Origin of the sequence: Microbacterium sp. H6, from assembly GCF_003314775.1 — a bacterium.
GTDB lineage: Bacteria > Actinomycetota > Actinomycetes > Actinomycetales > Microbacteriaceae > Microbacterium > Microbacterium oxydans.
On the sequence record NZ_QOAY01000231.1, the window covers coordinates 1 to 897 of the forward strand.

General features: G+C 71.2%; 1 protein-coding gene and 1 pseudogene. Both read left to right on the forward strand.

The genetic code is table 11. From position 1 onward, the window contains the following. A pseudogene (locus DSP71_RS14885) lies at positions 1 to 527 on the forward strand (allophanate hydrolase); the annotation flags it as partial. After that, positions 524 to 897 (forward strand): biotin carboxylase N-terminal domain-containing protein (locus DSP71_RS14890; protein WP_309472626.1); only part of this gene is annotated, 374 nt, incomplete at its 3' end. The pseudogene DSP71_RS14885 and the gene DSP71_RS14890, both read left to right, overlap by 4 nt.

Below are 897 nucleotides of genomic sequence, written 5' to 3' on the forward strand. Positions count from 1 at the left end.
CCGTGCGTGGGGGCCTGGACGCGGCGCCGGCGCTGGGAAGTCGCGCGGCGGACACGCTCGCCGGTCTCGGCCCGGAAAGGCTCGGAGCCGGTGCCGTCATCCGGGTCGGCGATGCCGGCGTGCATCCCGTCGAGCCCGATGCCCTTCCGCGCGATCTGCCGGCCCCCGGCGAACTCATCGAGCTCGAGATCACGCTCGGTCCGCGCGACGACTGGTTCACGGCGTCGGCACTCGCCACCCTCACCGACCAGGAGTGGACGGTCACGCCACGGTCCGATCGCGTCGGCATCCGCCTGCACGGTGAGGTGCCTCTGGAACGTGCGCGCGTGGGCGAACTCGCGAGCGAGGGTGCCGTCACCGGTGCGATCCAGGTGCCGCCCGACGGACAGCCGGTCCTGTTCCTCCCCGACCATCCGCTCACCGGGGGATACCCCATCATCGGTGCGCTCACGGATCGCAGCCTCGACCTCGCGGGTCAGCTGGCTCCGGGAGTGCGTCTTCGTCTCACCGTCAAGGAGCCCTCATGACCACGGCGTCACCCACGCAGAAGGTGCTGATCGCGAATCGCGGAGAGATCGCGGTTCGTGTGATCCGTGCCTGCGCTGAAGCCGGATACACCTCGGTCGCGGTCTATGCGGATCAGGATGCCGATGCCCTGCACGTGCGCCTGGCCGACGAGGCCGTGGGGCTGGGCGGCTCCACGGCGGCCGAGACGTACCTGTCCGTCGACGCGCTGCTCGCGGCCGCGCGGCAGTCAGGGGCGACTGCCGTGCACCCCGGATACGGATTCCTGTCGGAGAGCGCGGGCTTCGCCCGTGCCGTGGAGGATGCGGGGCTGGTCTGGATCGGACCGACCCCCGAGAGCATCGACGCGCTCGGCGACAAGATGACGGCCCG